This is a genomic window from Psychromonas sp. L1A2 (assembly GCF_009828855.1).
In the GTDB taxonomy this organism is placed as follows: Bacteria; Pseudomonadota; Gammaproteobacteria; order Enterobacterales; family Psychromonadaceae; genus Psychromonas.
This window is the reverse complement of record NZ_WUAG01000001.1, coordinates 252,568-269,949: the sequence shown is the minus strand read 5'-3', so window position 1 is coordinate 269,949 and position 17,382 is coordinate 252,568. Positions and strand designations below refer to the sequence as shown.

Below are 17,382 nucleotides of genomic sequence, written 5' to 3'. Positions count from 1 at the left end.
TATTACTAAACTGATAAAAAATGCCTGAAATAATTAACGTGAATAATACCGCTGACTTGCCAACATGGCAAAAGGAACTCGCGAATGCGGTTAAAAATCCACTACAACTATTGGAAATATTGGAGATTGAGCAGGAAAATGACCTAATTAGTCAACTTGCGAGAAAACAATTCCCAATGTTAGTGCCTTTACCGTTCATAAAGAAAATGCAAAAAGGCAATATTAACGATCCTTTATTAAAACAAGTCCTACCGATTAACGACGAAGAATTGCTCGTATCGGGTTATACAATGGATCCGCTCGTTGAACAAAATAACAATCAACAGGGCTTATTACACAAATATAAAAGCCGTGTTTTACTTATTTTAAAAACAGGATGTGCGGTTAATTGTCGCTATTGTTTTAGACGTCACTTTCCTTACGCTGACAATAATATTAACAAATCTCAGATAATCGAGATTATAAATTACATACAAGCACATCCTGACGTCAATGAAGTGATCCTCAGTGGTGGCGATCCACTAATGAGTAAAGATAAACAGTTATTTGAATTATTAACACAACTGGAAGCATTGCCGCAATTAACACGTTTACGTATTCATACTCGACTACCTGTCGTAATTCCATCTCGCATCACTCAAGCGTTAGCCGATCGTTTACAACAAAGCCGCTTTAAGATTGTGATAGTACTGCATATTAACCATCAGCAAGAAATTGACGCTGATTTTGCACAAGCGATGCAACGTTGTCACCAAGCAGGTATCCAGTTATTAAACCAAAGTGTACTGTTAAAAGATGTTAATGATGATGTTGGCTCACTCGTCGCACTCAGTGAAGCTTTATTTTCAGTCAATATCTTGCCTTACTACCTGTTTTTACTTGATAAAGTTCAAGGTGCTGCACATTTTGATATCGCTGAAAAACAAGCACAGCAATTACACAAAGCCATGCAAAGTGAATTACCCGGTTATTTAGTACCGCGCTTAAGTAGAGAAATCGCAGGACAACAAAGCAAAACCTTAATACATTCGTTATAATGACCAGTATTATTAAATGACCAAGTTAAATGACTGAATTAAGTGGCTAAGTTAAAGGACTAAGTTAAATGACTAAGTTCAATAACTCAGTTCAATGACTAAATTGCACAGGAGACAATGATGAGCAAAGAAAGCGTGCAAGCACAGCTTCAAGAAAACATTAAAATAATTTACCACCGAGCGGTAGATGCCGACCAAGCATTAGGTGAGTTACGCAAACAAAAAACGGCAGGTTTTGCACATATTTTTGCAGACGATACACCGTTTACGAAACATGCAGATACATTTTTGCCTTATGTAGAAGAATTAGCAGCAGACTTACAAGCTATTCAAACGGACACAGAAGAGCACTATATGAAGCAACTACCCGCTATTGTCGTTAAAATTGAATTACTATTTAAAATGCTCAATGCATTTAAAGAAAACTTAAAAGAAAAATAGCGATTTGAAGTAGCCATTTAAAATGACGATTTTAAGTGGCTCATTAGATAAGGTTTATATAACCGTTACCAATCAAGATGCATTATTCAGTCGCTAAGGCCTAACATGATGGCAATGTGATGACAATGTGATGATAATGGCGAGTCCTTATCGAATGTTACAACGCAGTATTGGTTTTCGAGTTGGCGACTTGCTGATTTTTGCACCTTGAATGATGACGGTTATAGTAGAAGCATAACGATGTAAACGTCTATGCTCTTTGTGGAGTAATCAACTGCTCACTTTGATAAACATTAACCCTATTTCGTCCTGTTCTTTTCGCCTCATACAAGGCTTTATCAGCCAAAGCCAGTTGCTTCAACACATCATGCATGTCATTAATTTCTTTGACTTCAACTAACCCAATACTCACCGAATAATTAATACGAAAATTATTAACAACACACGGTATAGATTGAATATGGTTTCTAATTCGCTCCATCAGTATGACAGCATTGATCTCAGAGGTAAGTGGCATTAATAAACCAAATTCTTCCCCACCTAAACGCGCAAAAAGATCTGTTTCTCTCAATTGTTTAGTGACTCGAGCCGTAAAATCAATTAAGACTTTATCGCCTATATCATGCCCATAAGTATCATTAACTTTTTTAAAGAAATCCAAATCCAGCATGGCTAAACAATAAGGCTCTTTATATCGTAAATAACGTATATGTTCCTGTTCAAGTTTGGCATCGAAATAACGACGATTATAAATCCCCGTTAACCCATCATGCATCGCTAAGTGCTCTAATTTTTTATTTGTTTCAGAAACTTGTTGTTCTTTTTTTAATATTTCTTCGATATAGCTTTTAACTGACTTAGCCATTTCACTGATTTCATCCCTTCCCTTAATAGGAATTTGAAATTGACTTTTGGCATCACCTGCATCAATGATTTTACGAATAAGATGCACTCGACGTAAAAAGCCTATTTGTAAAAATACTAACACCAATGCAATAGCAAAAGAGATGAACATAAGCACATACAAATCAGACTTGCGTGACAATATTTTTTCTTCTACTTTATTCAAATTATTTAAAAAGTTTTTCTCTGCCATTAAAATCGCTTCACCAGTAACAGAAGCAATCGATTTACTCAGTTGTGCATGTTCTGATTTAAGTACGTTGAGCACTTCAAGTTGTTCTAAATAGCGTTGATAAGTAGAAGTTAGAGAAGGTTGCTCAAGAAATAATGCCGTTATATGTTTATATTCTTGCTCTGGAATGATGTCTTTAAGTGGTGAAATAAATTGTTTAACTTCCTCTGTATTAGGTTTTTCCTGGCTTAATAGGCTTTTTTGATCCATTGAATTAAAAAGCGACATGATATTATCAACCGCCAATGCAATATCTGAATTACCTTCTTTTATTTGTGATCGCTTATACTTTTCCACTTTTTTATATTCAATTAATAACGCATCTGATAACGCCATTTTATTAAGGATCTCATCAGAAATAACTTGTACTTGTGTATATAAACGAGACTTAAAAATAAATAATTCTTGAACATTATCGACACGATCAGCAAGCTCTTCTGATAGTTTATCTATCCAAGCCATCCTTCCATCGATATAAAAATTGAGTATTTGTAGGTCAGTTTCATGTTCAGCTAAAAACATATCTGCAGTGGCCGTTAGCACTTCATTACTTTGAACTTTTAACTTGGTCATATTAAGCAGCATTTCAAAGTTATGATCTTTTACTTTTCCATAGTCTTCCTGAAATTCTTCTAATGTAAAAATGCCAGCCCCCCCTACGATCGCAGTCATAATCGCTAATGTAATAGTAAGAGTCACTACTCTAAGGCTTAATCTATGTCGTAAGCGGGGCATATCATCCTTGAACTTGATTCTGTATCCGCTTCATTAGAGGCTAAACTTATAAAATACAAGCAAAGGGTCAATGAAGTTAAATTGAAATGGATTCATAATTAAAAGACATTATACATTAAACATCAACACAATTGATTAAATAATAAACACGAAGTGAATTTTTTCATCAGATATTTGTGATTAAAAGCCCTCTATTAATACAAAAAAGCTAAAAATATTAAGCGTTATCTATTTCAATACCAATACGAATATAAAGTTCATCACAGGCATCAACACCAATCGATATAACCTTCACAACACTTTTACCACGCAAACACTTTTCTTATCTTTGCAGTTTTTACAAAATAAGAGCAAATAATAAGCACTTAATTAAGTAAGGCTTCTCTTAAACATAAAAATAAGCAAATCAACATCATATTTGCTAATATCACGCGCTTGTTCATTATCCAATTGCGTTTTAATAATTTAAAGGGACTCGCGCAATATAATAAAAAGGTATCCTTATGTTAACGCTTCTCAATACTTTGAATGGTTTATTATGGGGGCAAATCCTCGTTTATTTATTAATCGGAACAGGGATTTATTTCACAATAAGATTAGGTTTTATTCAATTCCGTCATTTTTTTCATACTTTTACTGTCATGAAAGGAAGTCGCAAATCCGACAAAGAAGGCATTTCTTCTTTCCAAGCATTATCCACCAGCTTAGCAGCACGAGTCGGTACAGGTAACTTAGCAGGTGTAGCGATCGCGATTACCGTTGGTGGTCCCGGTGCTATTTTCTGGATGTGGTTAATTGCTTTATTAGGGATGGCAACCAGCTTCGCTGAAAGTACACTGGCTCAAGCCTATAAAGTACATGACGAAGAAGGTAACTTCCGAGGCGGTCCTGCTTATTATATGGAACGCGGTTTAAATGCACGTTGGATGGGTAGCTTATTTGCTATTTTCTTAATCATTGCATTCGGCTTAGTATTTAATGCAGTGCAAGCAAACTCAATTACAGCCGCATTACATGAGTCATTCCAATTTGATAAGTTAACTGTCGGTATTATCTTAGCACTTATTTCGGCAGCGGTTATTTTTACCGGTATTCGTGGTATTGCAAAAGTAGCTGAAAAAATTGTGCCAGCAATGGCATTAGTTTACTTACTTATCGCTGCTTATGTTGTATTAATCAACATCACTGAATTACCTGGTATTTTTGGTCTTATTTTTGACTCAGCCTTTGGTTGGCAAGAAGCGGCTGGTGGTGCATTTGGCGCAATGATCATGACCGGTGTTCAACGTGGCTTATTCTCAAATGAAGCGGGTATGGGTAGCGCAGCAAATGCAGCTGCAACCGCTTCTCCTTATCCACCTCACCCAGCATCACAAGGTTATGTACAAATGTTAGGTGTATTTATTGATACGCTTATTATCTGTACTGCAACGGCGTCGATTATCTTGTTATCAGGTGGTTTAGAGTCATTCTCTGGAATGGGCGGTGTTGAAATAACACAACGTGCACTGGATATTCAAGTTGGTGATTGGGGCGGTTCTTTTGTTGCGATTGCATTACTCTTTTTTGCCTTCACATCAATCATTGCAAATTACTCTTACGCAGAAACAAACCTCGTATTTTTACAACATAAAAATACACGCGGTCTGATCATTTTACGTATTGCAGTACTAGGTATGATTTTGTTTGGCGCAACACAAAGTAATAACGTTATCTGGTCTTTAGCTGACGTATCAATGGGTTTGATGGCGATTGTTAACTTGGTTGCTATTTTATTACTGTCTAATGAAGTGATTAAATTAGCGAAGGATTACAATCAACAACTTGCCGCAGGCAAAGTACCTACTTTCGACCGAACTAAAATACCAGAACTAGATAAAAAGATAGAGCCAGGAATATGGGAAGCTAAAAAGTAGCAACTACTCCTCCACTTTATTTTGAATACAACTAAAATCAGAGCAATGGATTCTCTGGTTTTAGTTGATAACAGACAACCTTCAACAAAAAAATCACAACAAAGCAGCCTAATTCCCAATTAAAAAATCACAATAAAACTGTATAACCTCCAATTAAAATATAGCAACAAAACTGCCTAATCCTAAATTAAAAAATCACAACAAAACTGTCTAATCTCCAATTAAAAAATCGCAATAAAACTACCTAATATCCAATTAAAAAATCACAACAAAGCAGCCTAATTTCCAATCCTAAAATCGCAACAAAACTGCCTAACCTTCAATTAAAAATACTCAACTACATTGACGTACTCTCCACAAAATAACACGATGGCTAAGCCCCCACTTTTTCCTACCAGTCCTCTACTTTCAATAGCGTTCGATTCTCTCTACCTTTCTCTGTATTGACCAAGGTTAGATATTGATTAATAACAGGGATATATTAGAAATATCACTATAAATTCTGGATTTTAGAGAATAAGAATTGATATTTTTTCGTGATAGTTCACACTAAAGACAAATAAACTACTATCGAAAATATACTTAAGGAGAAGTTATGTATCCAAATCTTAGAGACATCGGGATCCGCAATCCAGAAAATATCAAACGCTATTCGTTACGCAAAGAAGGCGATAAAGATATTTTAAAAGTATATTTCCGTAAAAGCACTGGCATGTTGATAGGCCGTAGCAGCAAATATAAATTTCAGCGTCAAATAAAAACAGTAAGTGGTGGCCAGCACAACCAACATATCCAAGGCACAGCTGAATTATCTGAAATCAACCCAACGCTGCATAAGATAATTAAAGAGTTAGACAGCTTAAGCTTACAAGTAAGTACTGAAAAAGAGCTAAAACAACAGGTTCTATCGGACTTGAAACACTTACAATCAGTGGTAGATAACAAGATCCAAGATATAGAAAACAAATTAGATAAATTATCATAAAAGAATCTTAACATTACGACTCTTTTAATATGAAAAGCGAACTTAATTGTTCGCTTGTTTGTTTTTAGTGGAATTGAGATAACGGCTAAAATACCTATCTCATTAAGATAAAACCATCAAAATACCACCATCAATATACAAATGCTCCTTTACCTACTCATCATCTTACAAACGACTGCGAATGACTTTCAAACCTCTTTCTAAGCAACTTCTAAACAACCTCTAAACAACCTCTAAACAACCTCTAAACAACTTCCAAATAGTTTCCGAACCGTTTTCAAACAAAGATCAAACAAGCTCAAATATTGAGTCTTAATGAACTGCTTTTTATATCTCTATTCCCTCCTTGTGATCGACCCCTAAAATTGCAATTGAACAACACTCACATTATTGTAATTAAGTAATACAAATGATATAAATTAGCTATCGCTAAGACCGTGATTGCTACAGGTCTTATCATTACAGCTAAAGCTTGTTGCTCTACAATAGAGCGCGTTTTAACACATAAAACCTGCTTTCCAACGCTCGTTTAGACTGTATATTTAATTTAAATACCTTTAAATACGACGTTCAAAAAACGTTATTTAAAGGCACGTAAAAGTTTATTAATTTCATAAGTAGAGGTTTTAAATGTCTAACAAGTCTTTTGACGCCATTAAAGCGATCAAACTAGAAAACGACAAGTCTGCAGGTAATCTGATTGATGTGATGCCAGTTAAAGTCGAAAAAGCTACAATTGATCTTTCTTTCCTTGATAACTTAAGCGTTGATCACCCTCGCCTATTAGTTCAAAGCAAAGATCTTCCAGCATTCAAAGCGAACCTTAAAAACGATGCAGGCTACTGCAAATTTGATGCGTTCATGAACAACTCTACGAATAAATTCTTAGACGTCGCGCCTTATCCAGAACCACAAGCTTACCCAGAAGAAACCGTTGGTAAGGCTTCATTATGGCGTCCTTACTGGCGTCAAATGTACGTTAGCTGTCAAGAAGCGTTCAATGCTACCCGTAACCTGTCAATCGCAGGTATCGTGTTAGAAGATGAAGCAATCATCGCAAAAGCAAAAGCATGGACATTAACCTTAGCGTCTTACGATCCAGAAGGCGTAACATCTCGTGGTTACAACGATGAAGCGGCTTTCCGTGTTATCGCTTCAATGGCTTGGGGTTTTGACTGGTTACACGCTTATTTTACAGATGAAGAACGTGAAACAGTAAAACAAGCACTGATCGTGCGTTTAGAAGAAATCATGCATCACCTTAAAGTGACTGTAGATTTATTAGCTAACCCACTAAACAGCCACGGCGTTCGTAGTATCAGTTCAGCGGTTATTCCAACTTGTATCGCGTTATACAACGAATACCCTAAAGCACGTGAATACATCGAATACGGTATTGAATACTATGCAACGCATTACCCACCATGGGGCGGTAAAGACGGCGCATGGGCTGAAGGTCCAGATTACTGGAACACACAAATGGCCTTCTTAGGTGAGTCTTTTGATTTATTAAAAAGCTACACCTCTATCAACATGTTTAACAAAGAGTTCTACAAAAATACAGGTGATTTCATCATGTACTGTATGCCTGTTCACTCTAAACGTGCCAGCTTCTGTGACCAATCAAGTATTGGTGATTTCCCAGGTCTAAAACTCGCTTACAACATCAAACATTTTGCGGGCATAAACAACAAACCTGAATACATTTGGTACTACAACCAATTAAAAGCACGTGATACTGAAGCACATACAAAATTCTACAACTTCGGTTGGTGGGACTTTGGTTACGATGACTTACGTTTTGATTACCTATGGAACGACATGCCTGAAGTTGCGCCTTCTAATAAGCCGTTACTAAAAGTATTCCCAATCACTGGTTGGGCAGCATTCCACAGCAACATGACAAACCGTGAAGAGCATATCCACATGGTTTACAAATGTAGCCCATTTGGTTCAATCAGCCATTCACACGGTGACCAAAACGCATACACGTTGCATGCATTTGGCGACACGTTAGCGTCTATCACAGGTTACTACGGTGGTTTCGGTGTAGACATGCACATCAAATGGCGTCGTCGTACCTTCTCTAAAAACCTACCATTATTTGATGGAAAAGGTCAGTACGCAGAGAACACAACAACGAAATTTGAAGGCGAACACCAAGATCGTTACTGTATTGAAGCTGGCGGTAAAATCACTGATTACGATACAGAATCTGACGTGTTATTTGTTGAAGGTGATGCATCTACTTCATACCAATTCCACAACCCAGATCTTGAATCTTACAAACGTAAAATCTGGTTTGCTAAAGGTAAAGTCTTTGTAATGCGTGATACTGCAACGATTAAATCAGAACAAGATCTGACTTGGTTATTGCACACCACATTCAAAACTGAAACAGCAGTGGATGCTTTCAAAATCATTGGTGAAAACGCAACATTAGACGTGTCATTCATCAACGATTGTAAAGACGACCTACTTTCAATTGAAAACGTAGAAGGTTTTGGTGAAGTTGACCCAGCTGAATACGCTGACCTTGAAGTGCACCGCCATGTTGAAGCTAAGTTTAAAGCGAAAAAAGAACACAACATTTTAACGCTGTTAGTACCAAGTAAATTGAACGGCCCTAAAACTGAAGTGTCACATAAATTAGTGGGTAATTCTTTAGAGTTAACGATTGATGGTGAAGTGGTAGTGATTGAGCTTTAAGCTAATCACTATAGAGATATAACACCATAACGTTATATTTCTGGCTTAGTTTTAATACAACTTAGTTTCAATACGACTGAGTTGTAATATGACTTAGCTTCTCTGTATTAAGAAGGCTGCTTATAGTGATATAAGCAGCCTTTTTTATTATGAAAAAACGGTGCTTTTCTGCCGTTATTAACGGTTTAATAAAGCTTATCATTAGCTTTTTAATAAACCTTAATCATCAGGTTCATCTATGCCATTGGAGCGGTATACATTTAATTAAAAAACTAAACTCAACAATCACAGCCATTTTCTCATTACGATTGTTATCAGCATGAATTATCCCACTGAATGGAACTAACTAGTCCTAAAACTCAAGATAGAACTACTCATAACCTAAGGATATAAATGACATGATAGTCAAAAAGAGAATGCAAACCGTGATACCAATGTTACTTGTTTTACTGTGTAGCTTTTTCATTAGTAAAGTCACCGCTCAAACATTACCCCTTCCCTACGTCATCAATAATATTTCAGAGTTTAGCGATGAAAAAGTCTATGTCGCCCTTGTGGGTAAAGTAGATGATACCGACGTTTGGATAGATATGGCCACTGGTGAAGTGAATGAAATGTCAGTGGAGAACAACACATTAAAAGGGCCTGTTTATAATGGTAATTATGGTCCAGGTGCAAACGCGATGTATGCAGATGTTTTCACTTTACTCAGCGAGATCCCAGATAAAACCATTAACATGCCACTTATTTCTTCAGTGCGCATTTTCATCTCATTTGAATCACCGCTTTACCTCTACTTTTTCGGTGATGGCGGCGGTTATTCAGCCCCTTCATTATCAAATGATTCAGATCCGAACCTAAACCTCAGATATGAATTAGTTGAATTAACCTATGGTGATAATGGCCTTTGGACAAATACAACGCGTGTAGATGCATATCAATACCCAATGGGCCTTGAAGTTTGGGGTACAGACGGTTTCTATAAACGTGTTGGTGAAGTATTAGCCCATGAAGATATTCTTGAAGAATGGACTTCACGTGTAGGAGAGGCTTTTCAAGGTTCGCTTGACGAAGACCTAGGCATTATTTTAAACCCATCAAAAAGCACCTCTTTCCAAGATGGAGAAAGCTACAGCGACTATTTCTCAGATTATGTTGATGCTGTATGGGCTCGTTATACCGATGAACCTATGTACTTAAGCATTGGTGATGCTGGCGTTTGGTCTGGCATTGTTGTTGATGATCAATTCATCTTTACCAATGAAAGTGATGGCACCATCGGCATGATCTCCGCAAAACCAGATACGCTTGAGATTTTAGAAGCCAGTGGCGTATTAGCTGAAGATGTAGAAAGTACTGGAGATGTTAATGCTGATTTAAATATTCAAAAACACTTTAGTGCGGCATTCAACCGTGGTGCTATCGATCTTGATGCTGAAAGTGGGGAACTATTAGAATGGTCAGATCTTAGTACTTACTTTGGCGACACCACCACGCACAACGAATATGTTGCCTTCTTCCACTCTGAAGACATTAGCTTTGAAGGTGAGACCTATGCTTTTGCTTATGATGATGTATTTGATTACTCATCAACAATACAAAGCACAACGCCTGAATCAGTAAAAATCACTATTGGTGGATTTGTTGATGACCCTTATGTCGCACCTGAATCAATTACCTTATCTGAAAGTAGCTTAAGCCTTAGCAGTGACGAAACATCACAACTAGAATCAACTTTATTACCTACTGATGTAGATAATGATGCCATCGTTTGGGAATCAAGTGATACCGCAGTGGCGACAGTAGTAGATGGTCTTGTGACAGCACTAACAACAGGCACATCGACCATCACCGTCAGTAGCTATGATGGAACTGTGTCAGCGAGTATTACCGTTGAAGTTAATGATGGTGATTACAGTAATGACACAACCGTGCGTATTCAAGCAGAAGATTACAGCGCGATGTCTGGCATTCAAACACAAACCACCACTGACAGCAGTGGTGACTTAAATGTAGGCTGGATTGACGCTGGCGATTACATGGAATACAGCCTGACGATAGACACAGCAGGTGATTACACCATTGCCTACCGTATCTCGAGTATTGATGCTGAAGGCGCTGTAGAAGTTCAAGTAGATGGCGAAACAGTGCTCACCACCACCTTTGAATCAACAGGGAGTTGGGACATTTGGACAACACAATTAGACACGCTTACCTTACCTGCAGGTAATATCACCCTTCGTTTACTTGCAACAGATGATAACTGGAACATTAACTGGATAGATCTTACCTTAGATGAAACCACTAGCAGTTCTGAAAGTAGTTTTGATGAACAAGGCTATGCACGTATTCAAGCTGAAGATTACAGCGCAATGTCTGGAATTCAAACAGAGACAACCATTGATAGTGACGGAGACCTAAATGTAGGTTGGATTGATAGCGGTGATTATATGGAATATCAAATAACCGTAGCAACAGCAGGCACCTACACTATTGAATATCGTATCGCGAGCATTGATGACAGCGCAGTCAATATTCAAGTAGATGGCGTGACAGAAATCTCAACTACCCTTCAATCAACAGGTGGTTGGGCTAATTGGGAAACCCAGTCAGACAGCATCACCTTACCAGCAGGCGAGGTAACATTACGTTTAATAGCAACAGATGATGATTGGAATCTGAACTGGATAAATTTAACGTTAAGTTAGCCCAACATAAGCTTAAACTTGAAATTGAAAATAAGATTAACGTATTGAGTTAGTTTTAGCTTTAGCTTTAGCTTTATTTTTTAACGCAAGGCCTTCTATAGCGATATAGCAGGCTTTTTTTATTGTCAGCCCAAACTTACACCTTTTTATTTTGTTCGAGTTCATTTAAAAGTGGGTTCATCTGCCTCATCTCTGTGCCATTAAGTCAGAATAATGCCATTCTTCCAACTATCTTCTATTTCAACTATCTTCCTTATTCAGTAAGCGTTAAAATCTGCCCGCTAATTTAACTTAGCAATTCTCAGGGCGGGGCGAAATTCCCCACCGGCGGTAAACCTTTTAGGTGAGCCCGCGAGCGCTTTATTGACTGTTTAACGTAATAATAAACGTAGTAATAGTAGCAATGAAGGTCAGCAGATCTGGTTTAATTCCAGAGCCGACGGTTAAAGTCCGGATGAAAGAGAAACCAAAGCACTACAGTTGTAGTGCTAATTGACATCATCTAATTGTTGGATGATGCCATTCTCAATGCCCTGATTCTGGTAACTATTCAAAGGAAATACCATGAGTCAGTCTCTATTAAGTTTATTCGGTGATGCACATTCTCGTGTATTAAATGCAATTCAATCAATCAAAAACGGCTCAGGCGTGTTAGTGGTAGATGATGAAGACAGAGAAAATGAAGGTGACTTTATTTTTGCTGCTGAAACATTAACAACCCCACAAATGGCGATGATGATCCGTGAAGGCAGTGGCATAGTGTGTTTATGCTTACCAACAAAAACCACTCAAAAGCTACAACTTCCACAAATGGTCAGCAACAACACCAGCCAAAATACCACCGCTTATACTGTCAGTATCGAAGCGAAGCACGGCGTGACAACAGGTGTTTCTGCAGCAGATCGTGTCACTACCATTAAAACCGCAGTCGCACCCAACGCAACAGCAGATGACCTATCTCGACCAGGCCATGTTTTCCCACTACAAGCAGTTGAAGGTGGCGTATTAGTACGAAGAGGACATACGGAAGCAGCCGTTGATTTAGCGACATTAGCAGGGTTTGCTCCCGCCGGTGTTATTTGTGAATTAAGTAATGAAGATGGCTCGATGGCACGTTTACCGGAAGTGGTGAAGTTTGCACAGCAGCACGATATGCCAGTGGTGAGTATTGATGATTTGGTGAATTATATTAAAGCAGAGCAGGTAGCTTAATTCATATATAGCTAGGTGTAGTTTTGGATTGCCAAAACTTTTAAAACTGAAGTGAGTTATAGCTTTGTGGGCTGTCTGTAGAAATATAGACGGTCTTTTTTTTGTCGCAACAATTGTGCTTTTGGTTTAGTTTGTATTTGAATAAAGTAAGATTCGTCTGCGCTCATGGAGGCTGTCTGATATTTATTAGCTTTGATTTCGCCCTGTCGGCGACTTTACTTTTTCTGAACAGCAGAAAAAGTAAGCAAAAAGACTGTCACCGAACCGCTTTCTTATCCAAACAATAAACGCATTTTAAACGTACCGTTTCGTACGTGCATCCATGCACTAGCCTCAACTAATCCAAACATCCTGTTTGGCTTTACTAAAATACATTGATTGCTTGGGAAAGCTCAACGGCGGGAATTTGTAGCCATGATGAGTATTGGTTCGTCTGTGCTCATTGGAGCAGCATGATTATTCTTTACTTGGTGTTTCGCCCTGTCGGCGTTTAGCGTTAGAAAAACCGAAGCACAGTTTCGCAGTATGAATAAGCAAGATTCTTTATACGAACAAAGAAAAGCTATATCTATGAAAATCGAAAAGAAATTCGCCCATATCGTTTTTTAATCTCCTCTTTTGAAAATATAGCAATAACTGCCTTCTTAACGCACCGTTCATACGCCACATCCCTGTGGCGCTCTGAACTAGCAACGGCATCCCTGCCTAACCTTGCTAAAGGCAGATATTGATTCAGAAAAACGAAAATGGAAAATTGATGCAGCCGTGTTGAGCGTCCTAGTAAGTCGATGCACCTTAAAGCCTCAACTAATCCAAACATCTAATTTGGCTTTACTAAAATGAGTTAATTGCTTGGGAAAGTTCAACGGCGAGGAGTTGTACCCATAGTGACTGTCGCATTACGAATAATCAGGGCTTAAAACTAGGCTGGCTGTAAATAAACTAACACTATTCTTCCTTTCCGTTGTTAATAAAGAATTATCCCACCTTTCCACATCATTAAATTTTGACGTTTTATTCTAAACATTTGATTTACTGTTAATTGAGCCTATTATTAATTGATTTTTAACAAATTAAACTATTCCGTATTTCCACCAGAAATATGGAATTTTTCGGTTTAATAAACTGTTATATTTTTATGGGGTCCGTATGGTGGATTTGAAAGATCTTGGTTTTATTTCTAGTGAAAATAGCGCGCAAAAACCAATAAATAATATGTTTGATGATGTTTTTGAATCTCAACAACAGAAAATGGACGATTTGGTGAGAAATACACCACCACATCCCCCAAACCCAGGTAACGAAACTAACGAAAAATTGGAAGATTTACAATTAACTATTAAAGATGGAGTATCTGAAAGTTCGAAGTCATCAAACTACTGGAATAGAGTTATGCTTTTCGTAAGTTTGATTGCACTTGCAACTTCTGCTTTATTTTCTATTTTGTCTTTTAATTCATCTAATGAAGCATCCGTCCGATTACAGAAACTGATATCAGAGCAAAATCAACTATTAAGAGCGAATATCGAAAGGAATAAAGAAATACAAAGCAATCCAGTTAAAAAAGCACTTGAAATGAATAATCTTTTAAATAAAAAAACACAAAACAGGTAGATGTAATAAATAAAATATAACAAGCTAATAAACTCGGACGCATAACTCCAATTTATAAATTTACGGTAAATTGTGATTTATAAGTCATTATTTTAAAATGTAATAAAAATACGAGAATATGTATTTTTTCTTAAAAAAAGAAAAATTCTACAGCCTCGTTATGTTTATAAGGAGGATTGTTCACTTGAGCAACGCTGAAAATAAAAATAAAGAGAAAATCTCTCCAGAAGTTCTTTTTAGGTGTACAGAGGATCTCCGAGATTCCCTTGAAAAACAATCTGACGCAACACGGAAAGTAAGTACTGCATTAGAAAACTTAAACACTAAAATAGATGGTCTAGAAAAAGCGTTTAAAGATTCATCAACAAGCTCTGGTCGTGTAACTAAAGCATTAAATTGGTTAACTTTTGCTTTGGTTTTAATTGGTGTTGCACAACTAATTATTGCATAAACAGAAATAAATATAACAAGCTAATCAACTGAAAATAGAACGGTTGTCAGCGCAGGCGAATCAACACTACAATCAATAATTATAAGGTCAGTTCTTATTTTTTATTTTTAAAATATGCCTATCAAAAAGCTACAGATAATCGATGTTCAATGTGGCTACAACTCCCCTACCGTTGAGCTTTCCCAAGCGATAAATGACTTTCAGCAACAGCAAACAGGACGTTTGCTGTAAGTTCATTCAGCACATGGACGTGCTGTATGAACTGGTGCGTTAAGAAAGGCAATTAGCGTTTGGATAAGAAAGTGATCCGGTGGCCAGTTTCTTTGCATCCTTTCTTTTCTGGTAAAAGAAAGGGTGTCGCCGACAGGGCGAAAACACTGCCAATAAAAATTAAACGGCCATGATGAGCGCAGACGAACCAAAACTCAAAACGGCTAAAAAGAGTGGGCTTAGATTTTTTGCCTTTTAAAAATTTATCCACAAAACCCCAACAAAAACAAAGCTCAATGTGGCTACAACTCCCCTACCGTTGAGCTTTCCCAAGCGATAAATGACTTTCAGCAACAGCAAACAGGACGTTTGCTGTAAGTTCATTCAGCACATGGACGTGCTGTATGAACTGGTGCGTTAAGAAAGGCTGTTAGCGTTTGGATAAGAAAGTGATCCGGTGGCCAGTTTCTTTGCATCCTTTCTTTTCTGGTAAAAGAAAGGATGTCGCCGACAGGGCGAAAACACTGCTAATAAAAGTCAAACGGCCACGATGAGCGCAGACGAACCAAAAAACAAAGACAAAGTACGGGACACCCAAACATTATTAACGCAAGGGTTAAGCCCTTAACTCAATAAATCCCTCATGTTTAGCCCTCTAATCCCATTTATGACTCAATTTAATCAATTAGTTAATAAAAGAAAAATAATCTATTTGATCTAAAGTAAATGTAAGCTACTGTCATTTTTATTTAAAATAAACAGGCTGAAAATGAGAAATTCTACAGCCTCGTTATGTTTATAAAAGAGGGGTAGCAGCAATATGAAGAAAAAGCAGGATTTACGAGATCCCACGGGTACTTTAATCCCTGAACTTAGCTCTGAGTGGACTTTAAATGTAGAGGCAAATAAATATATAAAAGAGTTTTATTTAAATGGGGAAAAATGCCCTTCATATGAAGTTTCATGGAAAAAATCTGAAATTTTAGCGCGCTACTCTTTAATTCAAAAAGATCTTAAACAATTAATTGAAATGCTTTCCATTGCAATAAATTTGGCTTCTGATATTCCAGATATCCAAGGTGAGAAAAATGGTTATATCTTTGATTCCTGTAATGAAACTGCCTTGATTAGAAAGTCCCTTTATATTTCGTTAGTTATTACATATGGTAAATGTTTCGCGTCAGCGAATGGACGTCGCCTCAAGTTGGATAAGTCTGCTGTGTTTAATAAAGAAACTGATGATCTGAAAGTACTACATGAACAGTTAATTGAGGCGCGAAATGAGTATATTGCTCATGGTGGGAATACAGACTTAGAATCATCGTCTGTTAGCTTAGTATTCCATCCAGATTTAAGAAATAAAGTTCCACCAATTATGAGTATTGATAGTTATTATGTGAACTCCTTGTCAAAGTCTTCGTTTGAAAAGTATCAAAAATTAATTGTATATTTAAATGATTTTGTCATTAACAAAATAAATGTACTTTACGAAAAAGTATACGAAGAACATATAATAAGTAACGTTGCTGATTTATATAATCAAATATAAACATACAAGTTGTTTAACAAGGACGTTATGTTCAGGTTTGATCTTTCCCGTATATTTAAAAGGAATTGAAAGAGAAATGGTTGACACGATCAAAAAATATTTAGAATTTATGATAAAGCAGAATTTCATTGTTAGATATATATTTCTATCTTTATTAGGGACACTTGGTGGGGCAACATATGTAGGAAAGTTAAGTGAATATGCTACTTATTATTATGCTTGGTCTAATGGGTTCAGAGTTCCTGCGGAGGGAGTTCCATATTTAAACTTAACTGTATTTGGTGCAAGTTTCAGTATTATTATTTTAGCAATTATTGCTTTCACTGCGATATATTTTTTTGGAAAGCTCATCTATAACTATATTCAGAATGACATCATACTTAAGGGAGCAACTTCTATTTTACAGGTCCTAGTAAAAGATAAAAAAAATCAACTGTTATTCTATTCTGTATTGTTATCGCTCTATTTTTATCAGTAATTGTATTTACTCTTCCATATTTATCTTTTGTAGTCACCATAAGTAGATGGATAATCGTCCCCTTGGTCTTTTTTGTAACATTTATTACTTTGATGGTTCTCTGGAATAGAAAAACACTTTTCATTTTGGCTGTAGTTATATCATTTTCTTTTGCAGTTATTACGCCATCTATTTTATTTAATGCTTCTCTGTACAGTAATTT

Annotated in this window: 13 protein-coding genes and 1 riboswitch; of the genes, 11 read left to right on the top strand and 2 right to left on the bottom strand. The window is 36.8% G+C overall.

Annotation, left to right across the window (positions count from 1 at the left end):
* Positions 1–20 precede the first annotated feature (20 nt).
* A complete protein-coding gene (gene epmB, locus GQR59_RS01100) occupies positions 21–1,037 on the top strand; it encodes an EF-P beta-lysylation protein EpmB (RefSeq protein WP_160060329.1) in 1,017 nt (338 codons plus the stop codon).
* A 120-nt stretch (positions 1,038–1,157) separates the two neighbouring features.
* The gene (locus GQR59_RS01095) at positions 1,158–1,478 is read left to right on the top strand and encodes a hypothetical protein (protein ID WP_160060328.1); all 321 of its coding nucleotides are present in this window, start codon (positions 1,158–1,160) and stop codon (positions 1,476–1,478) included.
* Between the two features lie 250 nt (positions 1,479–1,728).
* On the opposite strand, the gene GQR59_RS01090 is transcribed toward GQR59_RS01095, so the two are convergent.
* Positions 1,729–3,312: a GGDEF domain-containing protein gene (locus tag GQR59_RS01090; RefSeq protein ID WP_160060327.1), complete on the bottom strand. Its 1,584-nt coding sequence runs from the start codon at positions 3,310–3,312 to the stop codon at positions 1,729–1,731.
* A gap of 539 nt (positions 3,313–3,851) precedes the next feature.
* Here GQR59_RS01090 and GQR59_RS01085 point away from each other — a divergent pair.
* The 7 genes from GQR59_RS01085 (at position 3,852) to GQR59_RS01055 (ending at position 14,943) form a co-directional block, all read left to right on the top strand.
* Positions 3,852–5,264: an alanine/glycine:cation symporter family protein gene (locus GQR59_RS01085; protein ID WP_160060326.1), complete on the top strand. Its 1,413-nt coding sequence runs from the start codon at positions 3,852–3,854 to the stop codon at positions 5,262–5,264.
* 595 nt (positions 5,265–5,859) lie between these two features.
* Positions 5,860–6,249 carry a DUF3461 family protein gene (locus GQR59_RS01080; protein WP_160060325.1) on the top strand — a complete coding sequence of 130 codons (390 nt, stop codon included), beginning with the start codon at positions 5,860–5,862 and terminating at the stop codon, positions 6,247–6,249.
* Between the two features lie 630 nt (positions 6,250–6,879).
* Entirely contained in the window at positions 6,880–8,958 is a 2,079-nt protein-coding gene (locus tag GQR59_RS01075) for a DUF4962 domain-containing protein (protein WP_160060324.1), read from the top strand.
* Positions 8,959–9,356: 398 nt separating this feature from the next.
* A complete protein-coding gene (locus GQR59_RS01070; RefSeq protein WP_160060323.1) occupies positions 9,357–11,666 on the top strand; it encodes a beta-1,3-glucanase family protein in 2,310 nt (769 codons plus the stop codon).
* Between the two features lie 293 nt (positions 11,667–11,959).
* Positions 11,960–12,136: riboswitch (FMN riboswitch) on the top strand.
* A gap of 94 nt (positions 12,137–12,230) precedes the next feature.
* Complete coding sequence (gene ribB / locus GQR59_RS01065) at positions 12,231–12,878, top strand: 3,4-dihydroxy-2-butanone-4-phosphate synthase (protein ID WP_160060322.1); 648 nt, start codon at positions 12,231–12,233, stop codon at positions 12,876–12,878.
* A gap of 1,149 nt (positions 12,879–14,027) precedes the next feature.
* Positions 14,028–14,492 (top strand): hypothetical protein, encoded by a 465-nt coding sequence (locus GQR59_RS01060; RefSeq protein WP_160060321.1) that lies wholly within the window; start codon positions 14,028–14,030, stop codon positions 14,490–14,492.
* Between the two features lie 184 nt (positions 14,493–14,676).
* A complete protein-coding gene (locus GQR59_RS01055) occupies positions 14,677–14,943 on the top strand; it encodes a hypothetical protein (RefSeq protein WP_160060320.1) in 267 nt (88 codons plus the stop codon).
* 283 nt (positions 14,944–15,226) lie between these two features.
* Here the strand turns inward: GQR59_RS01055 and GQR59_RS01050 are convergent, their stop codons facing one another.
* Entirely contained in the window at positions 15,227–15,424 is a 198-nt protein-coding gene (locus GQR59_RS01050; RefSeq protein ID WP_160060319.1) for a hypothetical protein, read from the bottom strand.
* A gap of 549 nt (positions 15,425–15,973) precedes the next feature.
* Here GQR59_RS01050 and GQR59_RS01045 point away from each other — a divergent pair.
* A complete protein-coding gene (locus GQR59_RS01045) occupies positions 15,974–16,702 on the top strand; it encodes a hypothetical protein (RefSeq protein WP_160060318.1) in 729 nt (242 codons plus the stop codon).
* 76 nt (positions 16,703–16,778) lie between these two features.
* On the top strand, positions 16,779–17,180 hold the full coding sequence (locus GQR59_RS18545; RefSeq protein ID WP_236546617.1) for a hypothetical protein: 402 nt from the start codon (positions 16,779–16,781) through the stop codon (positions 17,178–17,180).
* The last annotated feature ends 202 nt before the right edge of the window (positions 17,181–17,382 follow it).